Source organism: Thiopseudomonas denitrificans, from assembly GCF_002866065.1.
Taxonomy (GTDB): domain Bacteria; phylum Pseudomonadota; class Gammaproteobacteria; order Pseudomonadales; family Pseudomonadaceae; genus Thiopseudomonas; species Thiopseudomonas denitrificans.
In genome coordinates this window covers 98,598-114,302 of the sequence record NZ_LNJZ01000003.1, presented here as the reverse complement: position 1 = coordinate 114,302, position 15,705 = coordinate 98,598, and the positions used below count along the sequence as shown (strand labels likewise).

Genomic DNA, 15,705 nt, shown 5'->3' with positions numbered 1-15,705 from the left:
CTTTCATGCACAGCGTAGAAAAAATCGGCGGCACTTCCATGAGCAGCTTTTCGGAAGTACTGAACAATATTTTCCTGACCGAACACCCGGAGCACGGGGTCTATCAGCGCATTTTTGTCGTTTCCGCTTACAGCGGCATGACCAACCAGCTGCTGGAGCACAAGAAAACCGGCGAACCCGGCGTCTACCAGCGCTTTGCCGAAGCCAGCAGCGACGAAGCCTGGCAAAAGGCGCTGGAAGCCGTGCGCGAGGCCATGCTGGCCAAGAACGCGGAGATCTTCGGCGACAACAGCCATGCCCTGCAGCAGGCCAACCAGTTCATCAATGGCCGCATCGACGACTGCACCCACGTCATGCGCAGCCTGCAGCAGCTGTGCCATTACGGGCACTTCCAGCTGGCCGAACACCTGATGAAGGTACGCGAGATGCTGGCGTCACTGGGCGAGGCGCACAGCGCCTTCAACACCGTGCTGGCGCTCAAGCTGCGCGGCATCAACGCCCGCTTTGCCGACCTCACTGGCTGGCAACAAAGCCGCGCACCGTTGAGCTTCGAAGACACCATCACCGAACACTTCAAGAACTTCGACTTCGCCAGCGAGCTGGTGGTTGCCCCGGGCTACACCCACTGTCGCGAAGGCCTGATGAACACCTTCGACCGTGGCTATACCGAGATCACCTTCGCCCAGATCGCGGCCGCTACCGGCGCCAAAGAGGCGATCATCCACAAGGAATTCCACCTGAGCACCGCCGACCCCAACCTGGTCGGCCATGACAAGGTAGTGACCATCGGCATGACCAACTATGACGTTGCCGACCAGCTGTCCAACCTGGGCATGGAGGCAATCCACCCCCGTGCCGGCCGCACACTGCGCCGCGCCGGTGTCGAGCTGCGCATCAAGAATGCCTTCGAGCCGGAACACGCCGGCACCCTGATTTGCCAGAGCTACTCCAGCGAAATACCCCGGGTAGAGATCATTGCCGGGCGCAAGGACGTTTTCGGCATCGAGGTGTTCGACCAGGAAATGCTTGGCGACCCCGATTACGACACCCAGATCACCAACATCATCAAGCAGCTGCGCATCTACATGGTCAACAAGTCGCGCGATGCCAACAGCATTACCTATTTCTGCTCGGGCTCGCGCAAGATCATCAATCGCGCCGCCCGCCTGATCGAGGAGCACTATGACAAGGCCGAGGTGACAGTACACAACGTGGCCATCGTCTCCGCCATCGGCTCCAACATGAAGGTAAAGGGCATTCTGGCCAAGATCGCCACTGCGCTGGCCGATGCCGGCATCAGCGTACAGGCGCTACAGCAGACCATTCGCCAGGTCGAGGTGCAGATCGTGGTCCAGGAAAGCGATTACGATAGCGCCATCAAGGCCCTGCACCGCGCCCTGATCGAGCCGGAAAACTACAACGGCGTCATCAATCAGGCGGTCTGAGACCTGCAGGCTCCGGCCTGTCCGGCCATCGGACAGGCCGGCCTTTCCCTCCTGCGGGCGTCATGCACGGCCCGCCTGCGGCAAAATGTCGCAAGACTTTGTTTATTAAACGATATATCTTTTGGCTTTCCCACGTCCCGAACCGGAGAGCCAACATGACAAAAACCGTATTCGCACTGGGCCTCGGCCTGGCCCTGGCGGCTTCCAGCGCACTGGCCGCCGAGCCACAGCAAGTTACCGTTTCCCTGACTTCCGCCAGCCCGATGAGCCAGGGCATGGCCATGGTACTGGCCAACCAGATGCAGGAACAAGGCGCGCAAGTTGATATCCTGCTGTGTGACACGGCCGGTGACATGGCACTGAAAAACGCGACCGGCGAAGCACTCAAGCCGAACAACGTCACCCCGGTGCAGCTGCTGGATGCTGCCATCAAGAAAGGTGCCACCGCCTCGGTCTGTGCCCTCTACTTGCCCAATAACGGCAAGACGGCAGACGACCTGCGTGCCGGCATCACCCCGGCCAAACCGGCAGACATGGCTGCCCGCCTGCTTGAACCGCAGCGAAAAGTCATAGGCTTCTGATCAGCCAGACCCGGCCAGGTCACCCTGCATCTCAAAGCGGCAGGCGAAGCGGCTGCCCTGACCCGGGGTGCTGTCGATTTCCAGCTGTCCGTTGTGGCGCAACAACACATGCTTGACGATGGCCAGCCCAAGCCCGGTGCCACCGGTGGCCGTCACGCGGCTGGCGTCAGGCCGGTAGAAACGTTCGGTCAGGCGTGGCAGGTGATGGGCGGCAATGCCGGGACCGGTATCATCAAAGATCAGCCGGCCACCTGCGCCCTCGCCTGCATCCGGCTGCCAGTGCACATGAATGCATGCGTCCTGGCCGCTATAATGCACGGCATTGGCCAGCAGATTGCCAAAGGCACTGGCCAGCTCGGTCTCGTCACCCTGCAGGTGCAAGTCAGGCGGAATTTCCAGCCGCACCTGCTGGCCTTTATTGCGGATCAGCAGATCAAGACCATCCACCAGCCCCTGCACAAGCCCGGCCACCGCTACCGGCTGCGGATCATTGCGGGTTTCGGTGTTTTCCAGCCGTGACAGCAGCAGCAGGTCACGGATCAACAGCTCCATGCGCTCGCTTTGTGCCCCCATGTGTTGCAAGGCGCGGTGCAGTGCCGCCTGCTCTGCGGGTACGGTTTCGATCAAGGTTTCCAGATAGCCTTTGAACACCGTCAGCGGGGTCTTCAGCTCGTGGCTGACATTGGCAACAAAGTCCTTGCGCATCTGTTCCAGCCGGTGCAGACGGGTCACATCACGAATCAGGATCAGGTACTCGCCTGCACCAAAGCGGGTGATGCTGTATTCCAGCAGGCGCTCCTTGCCGGTGGGAGCCGGCAGGCACAACGGCTGGCTGAAATCATTGCCCTGTAGGTAGGCACTGAGCGCCGGATGACGCACCAGATTGGTCAGTGCCTGGCCGCGATCGCTGGCCATGCGCAGGCCCAGCGCCTGGGCGGCAGCCTGGTTCCAGGTTTCCAGCTGCTGGCGGCGATCCAGCACCACCACACCGTCACGCAGCGCCGACATGGAATTTTCGGTACGGCGGATCAGCTGGCCCAGCTCGTCGCGGGCCAGGTTTTCCTTACGCAGCAGTCGATACAAACTGTTGAACAGATCGCCCCAGGCACCGCTGCTCTCCGGTGGTTCCCAGTCGGCCGGATATTGCAGCAGCCAGCGGTTCAGGCGTACCAGTTGCAACAGGTTGAACGCGGTATAACCCGCCAGTACGACCAGCAGCGGCCACAGGCTGCGCAACAGCCAGGCGGCCAGCCCGGCAAGCAACAACAGCCAGGTCAGCCGGCGCAGCTCCTTGACAATGGTGAAATTCAAATCAGTCCTACTCCTGCAGCCCCTGCTGTGAAAAACGGTAACCGGTACCACGCACGGTCTGCAGCAGGCCGGCAAAACCATGCGGCTCCAGGCTTTTGCGCAGGCGCCGGATGTGCACATCAACCGTGCGATCCTCGACATAAACACCGCTGCCCCACACCTGGTCCAGTAGCTGCTGTCTTGAATAGGCGCGCTCGGCATGGGCCATGAAAAAAGCCAGCAGGCGAAACTCGGTCGGCCCCAGGCTGAGCGGCTGGCCATGGGCGGTGATGCGCTGGCTGACCGGGTCCAGCACCAGCCCGCCACAGTCCAGCGGCTGCTCGCCGCCCAGCGGGCTGCTGCGGCGCAATACCGCTTTGACCCGCGACACCAGTTCACGGGTGGAAAACGGCTTGGTCACATAGTCGTCAGCACCGGCATCCAGCCCCTGGATCTTGTTGTCCTCGTCGCCACGGGCGGTGAGCATGATCACCGGCAATTCAGCCGTGGCCGCTTCGCGTTTGAGCCGGCGTGCCAGCTCGATGCCGCTGGTGCCGGGTAACATCCAGTCCAGCAGCACCAGATCGGGGGCATGATCGGCAATCTGCACCAGCGCCTGCATGGCATCTTCCGCCAGCAGCACCCTGAAACCGGCCAGCTCCAGGCTGGTGGCCAGCATGTCGCGAATGGCTGCTTCATCATCCACAACCAGCAGTGTCTGCTCATTCATCATCAAACCGTCCTGTCAGCGAGTGTTTGCGTCCATTAGATGACAACTCTGTGACAGTTTAATGAAAATCGCTGATCTTTTCGGGTCGTTAGCGGAAATTGTTTCAAATGCCCTGTGCCGCATGGATCCAATCGCCTGGCGGAACGGCACAGGCTCCGTTGGCGGCCAGGTAATCCAGCCAGGCCGCCAGCGGCATGGCGGGCGACCACAGGTACCCCTGCCCTTCACTGCAGCCCAGCACCTGCAGCCGCTCCAGACAATCCTGCGTCTCGATGCCTTCCGCCACCACACGGAAGTTGAGGCTGGCAGCAATCTGCAGCATGGCCCGCACCAGGCGGTCATCGGCTGCCGCATCCGCCAGCGGCATGATGAACGATTTATCGATTTTCAGCCGCTGGGCCTGAAAGCGGCTCAGGTAACTGATATTGGAATAACCGGTGCCAAAGTCGTCTATGGCCATGCCGACACCAAGCCGGCTCAGCCGTGCCAACTCCTGCTGGACGGCTTCGTCATCATCGATCAACAGGGACTCGGTCAGCTCCAGCTCAAGGTTGCCGGGCGACAGGCCGGTCAGCCCGAGCTTGTCGGCAATCCGCTCCGACAGCGAAACACAGCGGAACTGCACAGACGAGACGTTGATGGATACGCCGATGCCGGCAAACCCCTGTGCCTGCCAGGCCGCACAGTCGGCAATGGCCTGCTCGGCCACCCAGCAACCCAGCCCGGCAATCAGGCCGCTTTCCTCGGCCAGCGGAATAAAAGTCTCCGGAGAAATGAAACTGCCGTCCTGCTGCGGCCAGCGCAACAGGGCTTCGGCTGACAGCACCCGCCCGCTGACCAGGCAAACCTTCGGCTGGTACCAGAGCACGAACTCCCGTGCCTCCAGCGCATCCTGCATGTGCTTGAGCATGCGGAATTTGTCCACGCTGGCGCGGCCCAGATCATCGTGGTAAAGACAGAATGCATTGCGCCCGCGCCGCTTGGCCTCGTACATGGCCAGGTCCGCCAAGCGGCAAATTTCGGCAAAGTTGTCGCTGTGAAAAGGGGCAATGGCGACCCCGACCGAGGCCGTGGCGACAATGGTATTTTGCATGATCTGCATGGGAGCGCTGACTATGTCCAGCAGCTGCTGCGATCGGCCACGCAGAATGCCGTCCCACTGCTCCGGGTCTTGCGGCAGCTTGGTCCGCACCAGCAGGAATTCATCACCGCCAAACCGGTAAAGCAGCTCCCGCGGTGCCAGGCTCTCCTCCAGCCGGCGCGAAAGCTCCTGCAACAGCAAGTCGCCCGCTGCATGACCAAGCGAGTCATTGACCGGCTTGAAGTTGTCCAGATCGATGAAGTACACGGCAAGCTGACAGCCTTCCCGGTGAGCCTCTTCCATCATCAGTGCAAAGCGCTTTTCCGCATCACGGCGGTTAAACAGTCCGGTCAACTGGTCACGCCTGGCCAGCTCGGTAATCATTTTCTCCCGCTCAAGAACACGCTGATTTTCCTTGCGCAGGGACGCCATCAAGCCACGCATGTCCTTGACCAGGATATAAACGCTGAAACCGGTCAGAAAGAAAATAATGTTGAAGAAGAATATATGGGCATAGGTGATGTCCGGCAGGGACATCGTGAAGTGTCCCAGCACGGTCAGAACCGTCAACAATGAACAATACAGCAGGATGGCCAGCAGCAGCCCGGAAAACATATAGGCATTGCCCGCAACTGCGGCAAAAACCAGCAACCCGGGATAGCCGAGCATGGCCATGTCACGCACACCGCCGGATATCCAGATCAGGCTCGACAGCACCACGAACAGGTTGATCAGGAAAACACCCACGGAAGCCCGCATATACCCGCGCCAGGCGAGACCACCAGACAACAGCATGCCCAGTAGACCGGCAACCAGAACCAGCTGCTTCGAGCCCACGGCCAGACAGGCAGCGCTGGCCATGCTGATAAAAGTGGCAATGGATATCTGCAACAACCGCCTGGAACGCTTTGCGACAATGTCATCAACCGTATCCAGCCTGTGCGCCTGGGATCTGAACAGCACTGCATGCGCCTCCTCTCGGTACCCGGCGCATACTCTATAGCAAAATGCCGCAAGCCTGTATCAGACCGAAGTCGCTGGCCCCGCCGCCGATCACATTCCCTTGAGCGCCACTACCAGCATCTCGATGAATGCACGGGTCTTTGCCGGCAGCAGGCGCCGACCCGGAAATACCGCCCAGACATCGGCTCCCTTCAAGCGCCAGTCAGGCAACACCTGCTGCAAGCGCCCGCTCTGTACCAGCTGCCTGACAAAGCTGTGTGGCAAGGCGACAATGCCGGCATCATTACAGGCCAGATGCATCAACAGCTCCGATGTATTCGCCTGGATTCGTCCGTTCATCTCACCCGTCCACTGCTGCGCATCATTGATCAGCTGCCAGGGCACAACCTGGCCACTGGCACTGCGCAGCTGCAAGGTCTGATGCTGCTGCAGATCATCCGGGTGCAACAGTTCGGCATGATTGCGCAGGTACTCCGGGCTGGCATACAGCCCGTTGCCCATGTGGGCCAGCTTGCGTCCCACCAGCAAGGCGTCATCCGTCAGCTGGCCTATGCGCACCGCCAGATCGAAGCCTTCGGCCAACAGGTCAACCCGCCGCGAAGACAAGTCCAGCTCGAGGCTGACCTGGGGGTGCAGACTGGAAAATGCCGCCAGCATTTCCACCAGAAACAGGTTGGCAAAATCGCTGGGAATGGATACCCGCAAACGGCCACTGGGCTCCAGCTTGCGCTGCTCGCTCAGCGCCCAGGCGGCACTAACCTCGTGCGCCACCTGCTGGGCATGCTCCAGCAGGACACGGCCAAAGTCGGTCAGGTGCATCTGGCGCGTGGTGCGCATCAGCAGGCGCTCACCAAGCTGCTCCTCCAGTGCGCTGATACGCCGGGAGATGGTGGACTTGGGCCGGCCCAGTCGCTCACCGGCAGCGGTAAAGCTGCCCAGTTCGGCAACACGGGCAAAAATCAGCAGATCATCAGCCGATAATTGTTCCCCTGAAGCAACAATGTTATTCATTCAAGCCACCTAATCATAAATTGATGTTCAAAGTAGACTAGTGCCATCGTAACCACAACAGGACAGCAAACAAAATGAAAATCTTGCAAATCAATGGCAGCGCCCGCAGTGAAGGCGCACACTCCACCACCATCGCCAACCGCATCAGTGAGCGTCTGCTGCAGGAACATCCCGCTGCACAGCTTGAGGTGCTGGACCTGTCTGTCAATCCGGTCAGGGTCTTTGACGAAGCCGCCATTCAGGCCCTGTTCACCCCGGCAGAGGCCCGCACTGCCCAACAGCAGGAACGCGCCGCACACAGCATGGCACTGGTAGCCCGGTTGCAGCAAGCCGACGTACTGGTTCTGGGTGTTCCGATGTACAACTTCGGTATTTCCTCGCAGCTCAAGGACTGGATTGACAACGTCAGTCTGAACCAGGTGACTTTCCGCTACACCGCCAACGGCCCGGAAGGTCTGCTGAAGAACAAGCGTGCCCTGGTCGGTTTTGCCCGCGGCGGCCTGTACCGTGGCACCGAAGCCGACACCCAGACCCCCTACTTCCGTGCCTGGCTGAAGTTTGTCGGTATCGAGGATGTGCAGTTCGTGTATGCCGAAGGCCTCAACATGGGCGAAGAGGCCAGCCAGGCCGGTTTTGCTGCCGCAGAACAGGATCTGGCCACAGCACTGGCACAGTTCTGATCACCGCCCCGCTGATACCTGATGGAGCCATAACCCGAGAGAGTACGAGGACTTGAACATGAATACACGGCCATTACGACATATTGAACAGCAGCTGCACGGTCGCGCTACATCCGACGGTGCCGGCGTCAGCCTGACCCGTTACCTGTACGGTTTGCCCCTGCAGCAGCGACTGGACCCGTTCCTGATGCTGGACGCCTTTGGCAGCGACATTCCCGACCAGTACATTGCCGGCTTTCCCGACCATCCTCATCGCGGTTTTGAAACCATCACCTACATGCTGGAAGGGCGCATGCTGCACCGTGACAGTGCCGGCAACGAAGGCCTGCTGGAAAGTGGCGACCTGCAATGGATGTGCGCAGGCAGCGGTGTCATCCACTCGGAGATGCCACAGCAAGTGGCCGGCCGCATGGAGGGTTTCCAGCTGTGGTTGAACCTGCCGGCACAAGACAAGCTCTGCCAGCCCTGGTATCAGGACATCAGGGGGGACAGCGTCCCCGTTGCGCAAACCGCCTCCGGTAGCCGCATCCGGGTGGTGGCCGGTCACAGCCATGGCGTGTCCGGCAGTGTGCAGCGTCCGGTAACCGAACCGCTGTATCTGGATGTGCAGCAACCGGCTGCCGGCACCGAACGGCACGAAATTCCAGCCGGGCACAATGCCTTTATCCAGCTCTATCGCGGCCAGATCGAGATTGACGACCAGACCGTCACCGCACCCTGCATGCTGATTTTGGACAATCCGGACAACAGCACCGGCGTACAGATCCGGGCCCTGCATGACAGCCGCTACCTGGTCGTAGCCGGCAAGCCGCTGCGCGAACCCATCGAGCAGCACGGCCCCTTCGTCATGAACAGCAAGGAGCAGATCTACCAGGCCATCCAGGATTACCGTAACGGCCTGCTGGGATAGCCCGCTCCCCATTTCCACCCGGGCGGATTGAATCACCCTGGCGCATGGCCCGGGCTGGATCAATCCGCCCACACAGGTGTGACGCCTCCTTGACGATTGCATGCCGCCTTCCGCCCCGCAACGACGGAACGGTTTGCGACGCAAGCCACATTTTTTGCCCTGTCCATCCCTGATGGGCTAAAATTTGCACCTTTCCAGCCGTATCAGGACTTGCTCCATGAATCGTGTGCTTTACCCGGGTACTTTCGACCCCATCACCCATGGTCATACCGACCTGGTCGAACGTGCCGCCCGCCTGTTTGACGAGGTCATCATTGCCGTTGCTGCCAGCCCGAAAAAAGGTCCGCTGTTCAGCCTGGAGCAACGCGTCGAGCTGGCCCGTGAAGTGACCGCACACCTGCCCAACGTCAAGGTATACGGTTTCAGCAATCTGCTGGCCCACTTCGTCAGGGAAGTCGAAGCCAACGTGCTGATGCGCGGGCTGCGTGCCGTCTCCGACTTCGAATACGAGTTCCAGCTGGCCAACATGAACCGCAAACTGGCACCCGAGGTGGAAAGCCTGTTCCTGACCCCCTGCGAGCAGTATTCTTTCATCTCTTCCACGCTGGTGCGTGAAATTGCCGCACTGGATGGCGATATCTCCCAGTTTGTCCATCCTGCAGTGGCCCGGGCACTTGAAGAGCGCTTCAAGCGTTGATCCGGAGCAAGAAGCTGCTGCCATAAAAAGTGCAAGTTACCCCGCGTAAACCCATTTCAAGGAGCCGGCCCCATGGCTTTGATCATTACCGACGACTGCATCAACTGCGATGTGTGCGAACCCGAATGCCCCAACAGCGCGATTTCCCAGGGCGACGAAATCTATGAAATCGACCCCAACCTGTGTACCGAATGCGTGGGCCACTATGACGAGCCCCAGTGCCAGCAGGTCTGCCCGGTCGACTGCATCCCGCTGGACCCCAACCATCAGGAAACCAAAGAGGAACTGATGGAAAAATACAAGATCATCACCGGTCAGGCATAGTTTTCCGCCCGGCCGCCACCCACCGTGGCGGCCTTGTTGCATGAAAACCGCCTGCAATCCTGCCGTTTGCCTGCCCGCGCAGATGCCGGCATCAAGATGCGGCAGGCAGTGTCGTGCCTACAGATGAATCAATGGAAACTCGTCTTCCCCGACACCCAGCCGCCTGACCTCTTTCAATAGGTCTCCGCCATCCAGCACGCCCAGCTGCAAGACATTGCGCAAGCTCTGGGTAATGCGGCTGACGTAGCCCAGATCATTCATCAGCGAGCTGGCCTGCAGGTTGTCCAGTTTCTGCTTGCGTACCTCGGCAAAGATGCGGTTGCGGAAATCGGCATCAAACTTCGCCGCCTGCCCGTCCAGCCATTCCAGCCGGCTGCGCCAGACATCGTCGGGGACATCCAGGCCACCCACCTCGCGCACCTGGCGCAAGATCCACAACAGATGGCGGCGCAGGTCCAGATAGTGGTTGTGGACCAGCGAGCGGTCATCACGCAGATAATGACCCAGGTTCTTTTGCAGGTGCTTGGCGTCCTTGACCGCATCCACCAGCTGCAGTGCCGCCACCTGCGCGGTCATCCAGCTGCGCTGCTGGCTGTCATCCATTTCCTGGCTGAAGCGGCTCATGAAGCCCAGCAAATCCGAATACACGCCCTTGATGTGCAGCTGATACAGCGCTTCGGCATCCAGCACGGCAGCCTCTTGCGGTTGTGCATTGAGCCGTGCCTCGTCCACCCGCGCACTGCTTAGCTGCTCCACCGGCTGATACAGGGCGTGACAGATCACCTCCAGGCTGAGCCGGCCCAGATGTTGCAACTCCAGCGCCACCGCCCGCATGGCAGTATCGGTCGCGGCCAGCGCCGCCTCGGTGAGATAACGCGCACGGGTCACCGGCTGATGGATGCGCACGCTGGTCGGCGTGCTCGATGCACTGATCAGCACCTCCGGCTCGTCCCGCTCGGGCAGCAACCGCTGCATCCAGAGTGCCAGCTGTGGCTGCAAGGGCCAGAGCACCAGCACACCCAGGACGTTGAACAATGTCTGGAACAGGGCCAGTTGCAACAGGCTGTTGTCACCCGCACCCAGCACACTCATCAGGTTCTGCACCAGCCAGAGCAATGGCATCAGCAGCATGAAGGTCAGAACACCACTGACCAGGTTGAACAGCGTATGCACCAGCGCCAGCCGCTGGCCACTGCGGTTGCCGCCCAGCCAGCCCATCACCGCGACATTGATGCTGCTGCCGACGCTGCCACCAATGGCCATCGACATCGCCTGCCACAACTCCAGCTGGCCTGCGGCCAGTGCCGCCAGGATCAGCATCAGGGTGGCATGGCTGGACATCAGCATGGCGGTTAGCGCCATGCCGGCCAGCACCAGCAGCAGCTGGCTGCCGACACCGGGCAGCAATTGCTCGCCCAGCGCCCAGTCGCTGCCGAAATCGGCAAAGCCGCTTTTCATCTGCTCGATGCCGAGAAAGATGAAAGCAATGCCGAGGATGATCCGCCCGGCCGCCGCACCCTTGCTACCGGCAAAGCGTGCCAGTACGCCAAATACCAGCAACGGCATGGCCAGCGGACTCAGGCTGATATTCTGCCCGGCCATGGCCAGCAGCCACATGCCGCCACTGGTGCCAAGATTGACCCCCAGAATGATCGCGATACCGCCGGCCAGCTGGATCATGCCGGTACTGATGAAGGCTATGGTCAGCATCGACATCAGGGTGGTCGACTGCAGCACCATGGTGCCGGCGACACCAAACAGAAAGCTCTTCAGACGTGTGGCTGTGCTGCGCTCCAGCCACTGCTCCAGCTTGCTGCCGGCCAGCTGCTTGAGCCCCTCCTCAAGACACTGCATGCCAAACAGGAACAACGCGATTCCCGACGCCAGACGCAGCCAGGCATCGCTGTACCAGAAGCTCACGGATAATATGCAAACCGCCAAAACGGGCAGCAAGAAACGCCGGGGACCAGGCATGTCCTACACTCAAAACAGGCAAAAGTACGAAGATGTCATGCAAGGGCTCGCAGAGCCCGGCACGTATCGAGTGTAGCAGATCAAAAATGAAAAAAGCCGGCATGCTCCATCAGGGAACACGCCGGCCACAAGTCTGCCGGGACAGGTTTTACTGGTCGTTTGCTTTGCCATAACCCGGCTTGCTGCAGCCCAGGCAACGCACAAAGGTTGCTTCGCCGGGCTCCACTACCAGCGCTTTCCATGTCTTGCTGGCACTGCCACTGCCCCAGGCAAACGGCAATGTCACCAGATAGACGCCAAAACCAACGGCTGTCGCTGCCAACAACATCGGCCTGGCAATCACCGCATCGGCCACCATGGCATAGGCTGCCGGGGTTTCTTCATCATGGTATTGGGTATTGCCAGCCATGGCCGGCATGCCGGTCACGGCCAGAGTCAGGGCCAGCGAAGCGGCAGTGATGCGGAACAGTTTCATAATGCGGTCCTTCTGCAGGTCGTTTCAATATGCCAACACTATATACACAAGAATCCGGCTTGTCAGTGTCTTGCAGGCTGCAATATAGATGTGTGTCACAATTCAGGGGCCTGGCCTCGCGTCATGCTGACGCCCGCTGGCTCAGCTTTGGCAGTGACCGCAGAATACACTGGAGCGCTGTCCGAGCTTCGCCTCCCTGAGCTCGCGGCCACACTTCAGACAAGGCAGCCCGCCACGGCCATAGACGAACAGCTGTTGCTGAAAGTAACCGGGCTTGCCATCACCACCGACAAAATCCTTCAGTGTGGTGCCACCCTGCTCGATGGCCCGCGCCAGCACCGCTCTGATTTCCCCGACCAGACGGGCATAACGCTGTTTGCTTACGCTGCCCGCTTCTCGACGCGGATCGATGCCGGCGGCAAACAGCGCCTCGCTGGCGTAGATGTTGCCGACACCAACCACCACCGCATTGTCCATGATGAACGGCTTGATCGCGGTCTTGCGCCCCCTGCTTTTGGCAAAGAGGTCATCAACGGTGAAGGCATCACCCAGCGGCTCGGGGCCCATTCTGGCCAGCAGCTTGTGCGACAGCGGATCGTGGCTCCAGAGCATCAGGCCGAAGCGGCGCGGATCGGTGTAGCGCAGGCTCTGGCCACTGGCCAGCTCGATATCGACATGATCATGCTTGCCCGGCGGCTCGCCCTGTGGCACCAGCCGCAAACTGCCGGACATGCCCAGATGACAGATCAGGGTGCCGGCGTCAGCCTGTATCAGCAAGTACTTGGCGCGGCGTTCGACCTTGCGGATATGCTGGCCGGACAGGCGCACATCCAGGTCTTCCGGCACCGGCCAGCGCAGGCGGCCATTGCGCACCACCACCCGCTCCACCTGCTGGTCAAGCAGATGCGGCTCGATACCACGACGGGTGGTTTCGACTTCAGGCAATTCAGGCATGACAACCCTTAGCGTACAAAAGTGGAGAAACTGTACTTCTGGCCGGGCAACTCCATCAGGATCTCGTCACCTTCCTGCAGCGGACCGACCCCGGCCGGCGTGCCGGTCAGCACCACATCACCCGGCTGCAGGCTGAACATCTGTGCCATGTGCTGGATCAGCGGTACCACGGGGTTGAGCATCTCCCTGCTGTTGCCCTGCTGGCGAACTTCGCCATTGACGGTCAGGCGCACATCGACATTGGCGGTATCGGCCACCGCATCGCTGACAATGAACGGGGCGATCACACAGGCACCGTCAAAGCTCTTGGCCACTTCCCAGGGCCAGCCCTTCTTCTTCAGCTGGTCCTGCACATCGCGCAGGGTCAGATCCAGCGCCGGCGCATAACCGGAGATGGCATCCAGCACCTCTTCTTCATTGGGCGTCTTGGACAGCGGCTTGCCGATCAGCACGGCAATTTCAATCTCGAAATGCACCGCACCACGGTCTTTGGGGATATTGAAACCGTTGACCGGACACACCACCGAACTACCGGGCTTGATGAACAGCAGCGGCTCATCAGGCACTTCGTTACCCAGTTCTTTTGCGTGGTCGGCGTAGTTGCGGCCCACACAAACCACCTTGCCCATCGGGTAGTGGATGGTAGTGCCGTCCTGGTATTGATGTTGATAGCTCATTGTTTCTTCTCTATTTATTATGGGTGGTGTTTTTTCAGGGGTGGAGTGCAGGTGTGCTGGCTGTGAGCTGTACTGCGGCTGCGCAAACGCGCCGAAACAAGTTTCGTCACGCCTGCTAAGGCCTGGTACAGCTCCCAACCAGCACGCAATACACTCCTGCTGTCGGAGGGTATGGCGCGGTTGCACCGCACTGCTGTCGCGCGCCAATCTGTCACCTCTGTTAACAACCTTCAGATACGGCAGCCTACAAGATACCTGCTAACGACCTGCCCTATCTATATGCACACAACATGCCGCAGCAATGCGACAGCAGCACGGCAAGGCCGTGCCCTCTCCCAACCGCAGCAAGTGTTTATTCAGGGCGGATTGTGCTCCATGCCAAGCATTAGCAGCTGTGCCGAAACTTGCTTTCGGCGCGGCTGCGTAGCTGCAGCATGGAGCACAGTCCGCCCGGCAACACTACACTGCACCCCATCAATCAAACTGCAAAAATCTTCCCGGGATTCATGATGCCATTGGGGTCAAATACCGCCTTGACCGCCTTCATCACGGCAATCTCTTCCGCGCTGCGGCTGTAATGCAGGTAGTCACGCTTGGTCATGCCCACGCCGTGCTCGGCAGAGATGGAGCCGTTGTACTTCTGTACCGTCTCGAATACCCACTGGTTGACTGTGGCGCACTTGGCGAAGAACTCGTCCTTGTCCATGTCATCGGGCTTGAGAATGTTCAGGTGCAGGTTGCCATCACCAATGTGACCAAACCAGACCACTTCAAAATCCGGATAGTTTTTCTCGACAATTTCGTCGATATCCCGCAAAAACGCGGGAACCTTGCTGATGGTGACGGAAATATCGTTCTTGTACGGAGTCCAGTGGGCAATGGTTTCCGAGATGTACTCGCGCAGTTTCCACAGGTTCTCCAGTTGCTGCTCGCTCTGGCTCATCACGCCGTCCAGCACCCACTCCTGCTCCATGCAGTGCTCGAACACCGCCAGCGCCTGCTCCATCACTTCCTCGCTGGTGGCCTCGAACTCCAGCAGCGCATAGAACGGGCATTCGGTATCAAAGGCTGGCGGTACGTCGCCACGGGCCAGCACCTTGGCCAGCGCCTTGTCGGAGAAAAATTCGAACGCGGTCAGGTCCAGCTCTTTCTGGAAGGCATGCAGCACCGGCATGATGGAATCGAAATCCGGCGTACCCAGCACCAGCGCGGTCAGGTTCTTCGGCGCACGGGCCAGACGCATGGTGGCCTCGACGACAAAGCCCAGCGTACCCTCGGCACCAATGAACAGCTGGCGCAGGTCGTAACCGGTGGCGTTCTTGATCAGGCCCTTGTTCAGCTCCAGCAGCTCGCCGCTACCGGTAACCACCTTGAGGCCGGCAACCCAGTCGCGGGTCATGCCGTAGCGAATGACCTTGATGCCGCCGGCGTTGGTGCCGATATTGCCGCCAATCTGGCTGGAACCGGCCGAAGCGAAGTCCACCGGATAATACAGGTCATGCTCTTCGGCAAAGTTCTGCAACTGCTCGGTGACCACGCCCGGCTGGCAGACCACGGTACGATCATACTCGTTGAAATCAAGAATGCGGTTCATGTAATCGAACGACACCACCACCTCGCCATTGGCGGCTACAGCGGCAGCAGACAGGCCGGTACGTCCGCCTGAAGGCACCAGCGCCACCTTGCGTTCATTGGCCCAGCGGACAATGGCCTGCACCTGCTCGGTGCTGCGCGGGAAGGCAATCGCCAGCGGTGCCGGGGCAAAGTGTTTGGTCCAGTCAATGCCATGGCTGGCCAGGCTGCCGGCATCGGTCAGGACTTTGCCGTCATCCAGCAGGGCTTTCAGTTCATCAATCAGGGCGCTGTCGCTCATCGGGTACTCTCACATCGTTCAACACCATCCTGAAAAGTCT

15 protein-coding genes are annotated in these 15,705 nt (G+C 60.0%); 6 read left to right on the top strand and 9 right to left on the bottom strand.

Features of this window, described 5'->3' with window-relative positions; translation table 11 throughout:
- Positions 1 to 5 precede the first annotated feature (5 nt).
- Positions 6 to 1,445, top strand: coding sequence for an aspartate kinase (locus tag AR306_RS01925; protein WP_101495870.1), 1,440 nt, complete (start codon positions 6 to 8; stop codon positions 1,443 to 1,445).
- A 155-nt stretch (positions 1,446 to 1,600) separates the two neighbouring features.
- On the top strand, positions 1,601 to 2,026 hold the full coding sequence (locus AR306_RS01920; RefSeq protein ID WP_101495869.1) for a hypothetical protein: 426 nt from the start codon (positions 1,601 to 1,603) through the stop codon (positions 2,024 to 2,026).
- Here the strand turns inward: AR306_RS01920 and phoR are convergent, their stop codons facing one another.
- The 4 genes from phoR to AR306_RS01900 form a co-directional block, all read right to left on the bottom strand.
- On the bottom strand, positions 2,027 to 3,337 hold the full coding sequence (gene phoR / locus AR306_RS01915) for a phosphate regulon sensor histidine kinase PhoR (RefSeq protein WP_101495868.1): 1,311 nt from the start codon (positions 3,335 to 3,337) through the stop codon (positions 2,027 to 2,029).
- 7 nt (positions 3,338 to 3,344) lie between these two features.
- Positions 3,345 to 4,046, bottom strand: a complete 702-nt coding sequence (phoB, locus tag AR306_RS01910) for a phosphate regulon transcriptional regulator PhoB (protein WP_101496098.1) — start codon at positions 4,044 to 4,046, stop codon at positions 3,345 to 3,347.
- 103 nt (positions 4,047 to 4,149) lie between these two features.
- Positions 4,150 to 6,090, bottom strand: a complete 1,941-nt coding sequence (locus AR306_RS01905; RefSeq protein WP_101495867.1) for a putative bifunctional diguanylate cyclase/phosphodiesterase — start codon at positions 6,088 to 6,090, stop codon at positions 4,150 to 4,152.
- A gap of 90 nt (positions 6,091 to 6,180) precedes the next feature.
- Entirely contained in the window at positions 6,181 to 7,101 is a 921-nt protein-coding gene (locus AR306_RS01900; RefSeq protein ID WP_101495866.1) for a LysR family transcriptional regulator, read from the bottom strand.
- A gap of 74 nt (positions 7,102 to 7,175) precedes the next feature.
- Here AR306_RS01900 and AR306_RS01895 point away from each other — a divergent pair, with 74 nt between their 5' ends.
- The 4 genes from AR306_RS01895 to AR306_RS01880 all read left to right on the top strand — a co-directional run bounded on the left by AR306_RS01895 (position 7,176) and on the right by AR306_RS01880 (position 9,712).
- Positions 7,176 to 7,781, top strand: coding sequence for an FMN-dependent NADH-azoreductase (locus AR306_RS01895; RefSeq protein WP_101495865.1), 606 nt, complete (start codon positions 7,176 to 7,178; stop codon positions 7,779 to 7,781).
- 58 nt (positions 7,782 to 7,839) lie between these two features.
- Entirely contained in the window at positions 7,840 to 8,691 is an 852-nt protein-coding gene (locus AR306_RS01890; protein WP_101495864.1) for a pirin family protein, read from the top strand.
- Between the two features lie 217 nt (positions 8,692 to 8,908).
- Positions 8,909 to 9,388, top strand: a complete 480-nt coding sequence (gene coaD / locus AR306_RS01885; RefSeq protein ID WP_101495863.1) for a pantetheine-phosphate adenylyltransferase — start codon at positions 8,909 to 8,911, stop codon at positions 9,386 to 9,388.
- A 72-nt stretch (positions 9,389 to 9,460) separates the two neighbouring features.
- The gene (locus tag AR306_RS01880) at positions 9,461 to 9,712 is read left to right on the top strand and encodes a YfhL family 4Fe-4S dicluster ferredoxin (RefSeq protein WP_101495862.1); all 252 of its coding nucleotides are present in this window, start codon (positions 9,461 to 9,463) and stop codon (positions 9,710 to 9,712) included.
- A gap of 117 nt (positions 9,713 to 9,829) precedes the next feature.
- Here AR306_RS01880 and AR306_RS01875 read toward each other — a convergent pair whose 3' ends face one another.
- The 5 genes from AR306_RS01875 to AR306_RS01855 form a co-directional block, all read right to left on the bottom strand.
- Entirely contained in the window at positions 9,830 to 11,686 is a 1,857-nt protein-coding gene (locus AR306_RS01875) for a Na/Pi cotransporter family protein (protein WP_101495861.1), read from the bottom strand.
- A gap of 148 nt (positions 11,687 to 11,834) precedes the next feature.
- The gene (locus tag AR306_RS01870) at positions 11,835 to 12,161 is read right to left on the bottom strand and encodes a multidrug transporter (protein ID WP_101495860.1); all 327 of its coding nucleotides are present in this window, start codon (positions 12,159 to 12,161) and stop codon (positions 11,835 to 11,837) included.
- Positions 12,162 to 12,302: 141 nt separating this feature from the next.
- Entirely contained in the window at positions 12,303 to 13,115 is an 813-nt protein-coding gene (mutM, locus tag AR306_RS01865) for a bifunctional DNA-formamidopyrimidine glycosylase/DNA-(apurinic or apyrimidinic site) lyase (protein ID WP_101495859.1), read from the bottom strand.
- An 8-nt stretch (positions 13,116 to 13,123) separates the two neighbouring features.
- The gene (locus tag AR306_RS01860) at positions 13,124 to 13,792 is read right to left on the bottom strand and encodes a fumarylacetoacetate hydrolase family protein (protein ID WP_101495858.1); all 669 of its coding nucleotides are present in this window, start codon (positions 13,790 to 13,792) and stop codon (positions 13,124 to 13,126) included.
- A gap of 478 nt (positions 13,793 to 14,270) precedes the next feature.
- Positions 14,271 to 15,665, bottom strand: a complete 1,395-nt coding sequence (locus tag AR306_RS01855) for an FAD-binding oxidoreductase (protein ID WP_101495857.1) — start codon at positions 15,663 to 15,665, stop codon at positions 14,271 to 14,273.
- Between the last annotated feature and the right edge of the window lie 40 nt (positions 15,666 to 15,705).

Bases quoted from the DNA above. Each gene is read 5' to 3' on its own strand.
- AR306_RS01880 (WP_101495862.1), top strand. From the start codon at position 9,461: ATGGCTTTGATCATTACCGACGACTGCATCAACTGCGATGTGTGCGAA.
- AR306_RS01890 (WP_101495864.1), top strand. From the start codon at position 7,840: ATGAATACACGGCCATTACGACATATTGAACAGCAGCTGCACGGTCGC.
- AR306_RS01855 (WP_101495857.1), bottom strand. From the start codon at position 15,665: ATGAGCGACAGCGCCCTGATTGATGAACTGAAAGCCCTGCTGGATGAC.
- mutM (WP_101495859.1), bottom strand. From the start codon at position 13,115: ATGCCTGAATTGCCTGAAGTCGAAACCACCCGTCGTGGTATCGAGCCG.
- phoB (WP_101496098.1), bottom strand. From the start codon at position 4,046: ATGAATGAGCAGACACTGCTGGTTGTGGATGATGAAGCAGCCATTCGC.
- AR306_RS01860 (WP_101495858.1), bottom strand. From the start codon at position 13,792: ATGAGCTATCAACATCAATACCAGGACGGCACTACCATCCACTACCCG.
- coaD (WP_101495863.1), top strand. From the start codon at position 8,909: ATGAATCGTGTGCTTTACCCGGGTACTTTCGACCCCATCACCCATGGT.
- AR306_RS01920 (WP_101495869.1), top strand. From the start codon at position 1,601: ATGACAAAAACCGTATTCGCACTGGGCCTCGGCCTGGCCCTGGCGGCT.
- AR306_RS01925 (WP_101495870.1), top strand. From the start codon at position 6: ATGCACAGCGTAGAAAAAATCGGCGGCACTTCCATGAGCAGCTTTTCG.
- AR306_RS01870 (WP_101495860.1), bottom strand. From the start codon at position 12,161: ATGAAACTGTTCCGCATCACTGCCGCTTCGCTGGCCCTGACTCTGGCC.
- AR306_RS01900 (WP_101495866.1), bottom strand. From the start codon at position 7,101: ATGAATAACATTGTTGCTTCAGGGGAACAATTATCGGCTGATGATCTG.
- AR306_RS01875 (WP_101495861.1), bottom strand. From the start codon at position 11,686: ATGCCTGGTCCCCGGCGTTTCTTGCTGCCCGTTTTGGCGGTTTGCATA.
- AR306_RS01895 (WP_101495865.1), top strand. From the start codon at position 7,176: ATGAAAATCTTGCAAATCAATGGCAGCGCCCGCAGTGAAGGCGCACAC.